6 protein-coding genes are annotated in these 6,154 nt (G+C 69.3%); 4 read left to right on the forward strand and 2 right to left on the reverse strand.

Annotated features, from left to right (window positions below; translation table 11 throughout):
- Together QQK83_RS18550 and QQK83_RS19400 are read right to left on the reverse strand one after the other, a co-directional pair.
- On the reverse strand, window positions 1–1,189 hold a 1,189-nt coding region (locus QQK83_RS18550), incomplete at its 3' end, for a pyridoxal phosphate-dependent aminotransferase (protein WP_284266833.1).
- A 65-nt stretch (window positions 1,190–1,254) separates the two neighbouring features.
- Window positions 1,255–1,959: an MmcQ/YjbR family DNA-binding protein gene (locus QQK83_RS19400; protein WP_349816249.1), complete on the reverse strand. Its 705-nt coding sequence runs from the start codon at window positions 1,957–1,959 to the stop codon at window positions 1,255–1,257.
- On the opposite strand from QQK83_RS19400, the gene cysS reads away from it, so the two are divergent.
- From cysS to QQK83_RS18575, 4 genes are all read left to right on the forward strand, one after another.
- Complete coding sequence (gene cysS, locus QQK83_RS18560; protein ID WP_284266835.1) at window positions 1,877–3,268, forward strand: cysteine--tRNA ligase; 1,392 nt, start codon at window positions 1,877–1,879, stop codon at window positions 3,266–3,268. The two genes, QQK83_RS19400 and cysS, sit on opposite strands and share 83 nt — an antisense overlap.
- 81 nt (window positions 3,269–3,349) lie before the next feature.
- A complete protein-coding gene (gene cimA / locus QQK83_RS18565; protein WP_284266836.1) occupies window positions 3,350–4,969 on the forward strand; it encodes a citramalate synthase in 1,620 nt (539 codons plus the stop codon).
- Window positions 4,966–5,688: a class I SAM-dependent methyltransferase gene (locus tag QQK83_RS18570; protein WP_284266837.1), complete on the forward strand. Its 723-nt coding sequence runs from the start codon at window positions 4,966–4,968 to the stop codon at window positions 5,686–5,688. Before cimA ends, QQK83_RS18570 begins: the two co-directional genes overlap by 4 nt.
- A partial coding sequence (locus QQK83_RS18575) for a squalene/phytoene synthase family protein (RefSeq protein WP_284266838.1) occupies window positions 5,685–6,154 on the forward strand: 470 nt, incomplete at its 3' end. The genes QQK83_RS18570 and QQK83_RS18575, both read left to right, overlap by 4 nt.

The following is a 6,154-nucleotide window of genomic DNA, read 5'->3' on the forward strand; positions in this document are numbered from 1 at the left end:
CGCCGCGCCCCGGCGCGGCCGCGATGCGCTCGGCACAGGCGACCAGCCGGTCGATGGCCTGCGCAAAGGCCTCGTCGGGCAGGGTGAGCGCCACGCGCACATGCCCCGCCGCCGCGCGGCCGAAGCTTTCGCCCGGCATCACCGCGACGCGCTCCTCCTCGAGCAGGCGGGCGGCGAAGCCGTCGCCCGATAGCCCCGTGCCCCGCACGTCGAGCATGACATACATCGCCCCCTCGGGCGGTGCCGCCCGCAACACGCGATGCCCCGCGATCCGGTCCATCACGATCTGCCGCCGCCGCCGGAACGGGGCCGCGACCGCCGCCTCGGCCTCGGGGCCTTGCGACAGCGCGAAGAGACCCGCTTCCTGGATGTAGCCCGGCACGCCGTAGGTGGTGTGGGTGGCGAGGTTCACCAGATGCGCCACCACCTCCTCCGGGCCCGCGACCCAGCCAAGGCGGCTGCCGGTCATGGCGTGGCTTTTCGACAGCGACCCCACCGTCAGCACCCGCCCCTCCATCCCCTTGAGGCTTGCCATCGGGCGATGCCGCCCGGCCCAGACCTGGCTGTCATAGACCTCGTCCGAGATCACCCAGAGATCGGCCTCTCGCGCGATCCGCGCGATCCCCTCGAGGCTGGCGTCGGAATAGACAGCACCCGTGGGGTTGTTGGGCGAGTTGACCAGAAGCGACCGCGCCCCCGGCGCGGCTTGGGCCAGCGCGTCCAGATCGGGCTGAAAGCCCGCATCGGGCAGGGCAGGGACGGCCACGGGCACCGCGCCCACGGCGCGGATCGTGCCGGGGTAGGTGGCGTAATAGGGGTCGATCAGAAGCGCGCGGTCGCCTTCGTCGCAGGCGGCGTGATGGGCGGCGAAAAGCCCCGCCTGCCCGCCGGGCACGATCAGGATGTTGTCCGGGCCATAGGCCCGCCCGTGCTGCGCGCCCAACCGCGCGGCGACGGCCTCGCGCAGCGGTCTGATCCCCGGCACGGCGGCATAGCCCGTGTGCCCCGCGCGCGCGGCGCGGTGCATCTCGTCGAGGATCGCGGGCGCGGTGCCGATGTCATGCTCGCCGATGGTCAGCTCCAGCACCGGCTCGCCCGCGGCCTTCATCGCGCGGGCGCGGTAGAAGATCTCCCAGCCGTCGCCGTCGCTGCCGGTCAGGGTGGTGATGCGGGTCGAGGGGGTGGGCATGGGCAAGGCTCCGGCCGGGCAGGGGTGCAGGACGCAGCAAGCCACGCCCGCGGGGCGGGTGCAAGTCAGCTGTCCCCGTTGCCGTCCGCCCTGCCGCCAGCGGTATCGGTATCGCCGTCGCCGTCGCCGTCGCCGTTCGCTCCTTCGGGCCATGCGCGCCGCACGAGGTTGTAGCTTTCGATCAGCTGCAGCCGCAGCTCTTCGGGGGGCGTCTCCCACGGCAGGACGATCCAGTCGCCGCCGGTCTGGTAGGGGGCCGAGGCGGGCCGGCTCTTGCGGACCACGGCCAGCGAGCGGGTGATGTTCGAGGTGCGCAGCGACACGCCTTCGCCATGCTCGGTGTAGCAGGCGAACATGTGGCCGTTGATCTTCCATACCACGGTCTCGGGACCGAAAGGGTGGTCCCGTTCCGCGCGCGGCAGGGCGCGACAATGGCGATCTACGAATTCCTCCCGCATCGTTTTCATATACAACGGTATGCGAGAGGCGGTGTCAAAGGGGAGGCTTGCGATTTTCCGCCCCGCGCGGCAGGCTGCACGCATGACCCGCGCGATCACCCCGATCCCGTTTCCCTGTATTGGCCGCTGACACCCCGTCGCCGGCCCGGTCATCTCGTGGTTTCCAACACACCCGCAAGCTGATAGGCCCCCGGCGCCGGACGTCGGTCCCGTGAAGAAGGCTTGCCCCATGGTCGAGATTCGCCTCCGCAACTCCCGCAGCCGCATGGTCGAGCCGCTGACCCCGCTCGACCCCGCCAAGGGCGTGCGCATGTATCTTTGCGGCCCGACGGTCTATGACCGCGCGCATCTGGGCAACGCGCGGCCCTCCATCGTCTTCGACGTGCTCTACCGGCTGTTGCGCCATGTCTCGCCGGAAAACGGCTGGGCACCGCCGGTCTACGTGCGCAACTTCACCGACGTGGATGACAAGATCAACGCGCGCGCGGCCGAGGCGGGGCGCAGCATCGGCGAGATCACCGAGGAGACGATCGGCTGGTATCACGCCGACATGGACGCGCTGGGTATCCTGCGCCCGGATCATGAGCCGCGGGCGACGGATTACATCGCCGAGATGGTGGCGATGATCGAGACGCTGGTGGCCGAGGGCCACGCCTACGAGGCCGAGGGCCATGTGCTCTTCCGCGTCCGGTCGTTCGAGGCTTATGGCAGGCTCTCGGGCCGGTCGGTCGACGACATGATCGCGGGCGCGCGGGTCGAGGTCGCGCCCTTCAAGGAAGACCCGATGGATTTCGTGCTGTGGAAGCCGTCGTCCGACGATCTGCCGGGGTGGGCAAGTCCCTGGGGCCGCGGGCGGCCCGGCTGGCATATCGAGTGCTCGGCCATGTCCAAGGCGCTCCTGGGCGAGGTCTTCGACATCCACGGCGGCGGCAATGACCTGTTGTTCCCGCACCACGAGAACGAGATCGCCCAAAGCTGCTGCGCCAACGGGACCGAGCGGATGGCGCAGATCTGGCTGCACAACGAGATGCTGCAGGTCGAGGGGAAGAAGATGTCCAAGTCCTTGGGCAATTTCTTCACCGTGCGCGATCTGCTGGACCAGGGCGTGCCGGGCGAGGTGATCCGGTTTGTGATGCTCGGGACGCATTATTCGAAGCCGATGGATTGGACGGAGAAGAAGCGGGAGGAGGCGGAACGCGTCCTGACCAAATGGGCGGCGCTGGTTCAAGATGTGACTGCCGGCGACACGCCGGACGCCGCAGTCATCGAACTGGCAAGCGATCTCAACACCGCCGGTGCCATCGCCGCACTTCATGCGCTTGCAAGAGAGGGCGACACCGCGGGGTTGCGCGCAGGCCTGGACCTCCTTGGTTTCGGGGACCTGTCGGGGTTCGTGGTCCTGAAAGGGATGGTCGCGTCGGAAGACGAAGCGCGGCTCGCATCCCTTGCGGAGCACCTTGCAGCCGCCCGCTCCGGCGCGATGGAAACCAAGGACTTTTCCCCGGTCGACGCCCTCAAATCCGCCCTCATCGCCGCAGGCGTCGAGGTGCGCATGTCCAAGGAGGGCGTCGAGTTGATCCCCGGACCCGGCTTCGACCCCTCCAAGCTGGAGGGGCTGTGATGACCCTGCGCGCGCACACCGGATTTTCGTACGAAAATCCGCATCATGTGAATTTTCGTACGAAAATTCAGGGGGCGCGCCATGGGTGACCGGCTCTACCTCTACGACACCACGCTGCGCGACGGGCAGCAGACGCAGGGCGTCCAGTTCTCCACCCCCGAGAAGAGCCGCATCGCGCAGGCGCTCGACACCCTCGGCCTCGATTACATCGAGGGCGGCTGGCCCGGCGCGAACCCGACCGACAGCGCGTTTTTCGAGGCCGCCCCCACGACCCGCGCCACCCTCACCGCCTTCGGCATGACCAAGCGCGCCGGGCGCTCGGCGGAGAACGACGACGTGCTCGCCGCCGTCCTGAACGCGGGCACCCCCGCCGTCTGCCTTGTCGGCAAGACGCATGACTTCCACGTCACCGATGCGCTGGGGATCAGCCTCGAGGAGAACCTCGAGAGCATCCGCGCCTCGGTCGCGCATTGCGTCGCGCAGGGGCGCGAGGCGCTGTTCGACGCCGAGCATTTCTTCGACGGCTACAAGGCGAACCCCGGCTATGCGCTCGACTGCCTGCGCGCCGCCCATGACGCGGGCGCGCGCTGGGTGGTGCTGTGCGACACCAACGGCGGCACGCTGCCGCCCGAGATCGGCGAGATCACCGCCGCCGTCATCGCGGCGGGCATTCCCGGCGACCGGCTGGGCATCCACACCCACAACGACACCGAGACCGCCGTCGCGGGCAGCCTTGCCGCCGTCATGGCGGGCGCGCGGCAGATCCAGGGGACCCTGAACGGGCTGGGCGAGCGTTGCGGCAACGCCAATCTCACCACGTTGATCCCGACACTTCTTCTGAAAGCCCCCTATGCCAGCCGCTTCGAGACCGGCATCAGCCCCGATGCCCTGCGCGACCTGACCCGCGTCTCGCGCATGCTCGACGACATCCTCAACCGCGTGCCGCATCGGCAGGCGCCTTATGTCGGGGCTTCGGCCTTTGCGCACAAAGCGGGGCTGCATGCCTCGGCCATCGTCAAGAACCCCGCCACCTACGAGCACATCGACCCCGCGCTGGTCGGCAATGCGCGCATCATCCCGATGTCGAACCAGGCGGGGCAGTCGAACCTGCGCCGCCGCCTCGCCGAGGCCGGGATCGAGGTGGAAAAGGACAACCCCGCGCTGCCCGCGATCCTCGACGAGATCAAGGCGCGCGAGGACCAGGGCTATTCCTACGACACCGCGCAGGCCAGTTTCGAGCTGATCGCGCGGCGCGCGCTGGGGATCTTGCCGCGGTTCTTCGAGGTGAAGCGCTACAAGGTCACGGTCGAGCGTCGCAAGAATAAGCGCGACCAGATGGTCAGCCTGTCCGAGGCCGTGGTGGTGGTGAAGATCGGCGACGAGAAGATGCTCTCGGTCAGCGAAAGCATGGACGCGCAGGGCACCGACCGCGGCCCGGTCAACGCGCTCTCCAAGGCGCTGGCCAAGGACCTCGGGCCCTACCAGGGCTATATCGACGACATTCGCCTCGTCGATTTCAAGGTGCGCATCACGCAAGGCGGGACCGAGGCCGTGACCCGCGTCATCATCGACAGCGAGGATGGATCGGGGCGGCGCTGGTCCACGGTGGGGGTCTCGGCCAATATCGTCGACGCGAGCTTCGAGGCGCTGCTCGATGCGATCACCTGGAAACTGGTGCGCGACGGGGCACCGCCGTCATGAGCGGTTGGGACCCTGAGGCGTTCTTCACCGTCCATGCCGACCTGCCGCGCGAAGGGCCGGGCGAGACGGCGGACGTGGCATGGGCGGCCGAGGTCGCAGGGCTGACCTCGCGCGTGCGCATCCTCGATGCGGCTTGCGGTCCGGGCGGCGATCTGGGCGCGCTCCTGCGCGTGGCCGCGCGGGGCCATGTGACCGCCATCGACACGCACGCCCCCTTCATCGAAGCGGCGCGCGTCCGCTGGGGCAAGGATGCGCGCGTCACGCTTCTGACCGGCGACTACCTGACGCCCGAGGGGCCTTTCGATTTCATCTGGTCGGCGGGCGCGGTCTATTTCGTGGGCATCGAGACGGCGCTGACCGCGTGGCGCGGGGCCTTGGCCGAGGGCGGCGCCATCGCCTTTTCCGAGCCGTGCCTCTTCACCGACGCGCCCTCCGAAGGCGCCATCGCCTTCTGGGAAGGCTACGCGCGCCTGACCGATGCGCAGGGCATCGCCGCACAGGTCACCGCCGCGGGGTTCGAGACGGTGGCGACCCGCGTGATCTCGGACATCGCGTGGGAGAGCTATTTCCGCCCGATGCAGGACCGGCTGAGGAAGCTGCGCCGCGGTGCCGATGCCCGCCTGCTCGAGGTGATCGCGGCCCATGAGGCCGAGATCGCGGGCTGGCGCGCGCACAAGGCGGAAACCGGATACCTGCTGTCCGTGGTGCGCCCGTCATGAGCTTGCAGGCCTGCGCCGATCTCGTCGCCCGCGGCGACCCCGACCGCTTCCGCGCGACCATGGCCGCACCCGTCGCGGCACGGCGCGTGCTGTTTCCGCTCTATGCCTTCAACATCGAGGTGAGCCGCGCGCCTTGGGTGACCGACGAGCCGCTGATCGCCGAGATGCGTCTGCAGTTCTGGCGCGACGTGGTCGAGGAGCTTGCCGCGGGCAAGCCGCCCCGCGCGCATGAGGTCGCCCTGCCGCTGGCCGATGCGATCCCGGCCGATGTCGCGGGCGCGCTCGATCCGCTGGTCACGGCGCGCCAGTGGGACATCTACCGAGAGCCGTTCGAGGACCGGGCGGCGTTCGACGCCTATATCGCCGACACCGCGGTTCGTCGGCACCAGCGGGCGGTTGGTCAGGTCGTAGCGTTCGGCGACCGACTGCAGGAAACGCGCGATCTGGTCCGCGCCGCCGCCGGCGC

It is taken from the genome of Roseicyclus amphidinii (genome assembly GCF_030163755.1).
In the GTDB taxonomy this organism is placed as follows: domain Bacteria; phylum Pseudomonadota; class Alphaproteobacteria; order Rhodobacterales; family Rhodobacteraceae; genus Roseicyclus; species Roseicyclus amphidinii.

Excerpts from the sequence above, each read along its gene's own strand:
- QQK83_RS19400 (WP_349816249.1), bottom strand. The coding sequence starts at position 1,959 with ATGCGCACGCCCTTGGCGGGGTCGAGCGGGGTCAGCGGCTCGACCATG.
- cimA (WP_284266836.1), top strand. The coding sequence starts at position 3,350 with ATGGGTGACCGGCTCTACCTCTACGACACCACGCTGCGCGACGGGCAG.
- QQK83_RS18570 (WP_284266837.1), top strand. The coding sequence starts at position 4,966 with ATGAGCGGTTGGGACCCTGAGGCGTTCTTCACCGTCCATGCCGACCTG.
- cysS (WP_284266835.1), top strand. The coding sequence starts at position 1,877 with ATGGTCGAGATTCGCCTCCGCAACTCCCGCAGCCGCATGGTCGAGCCG.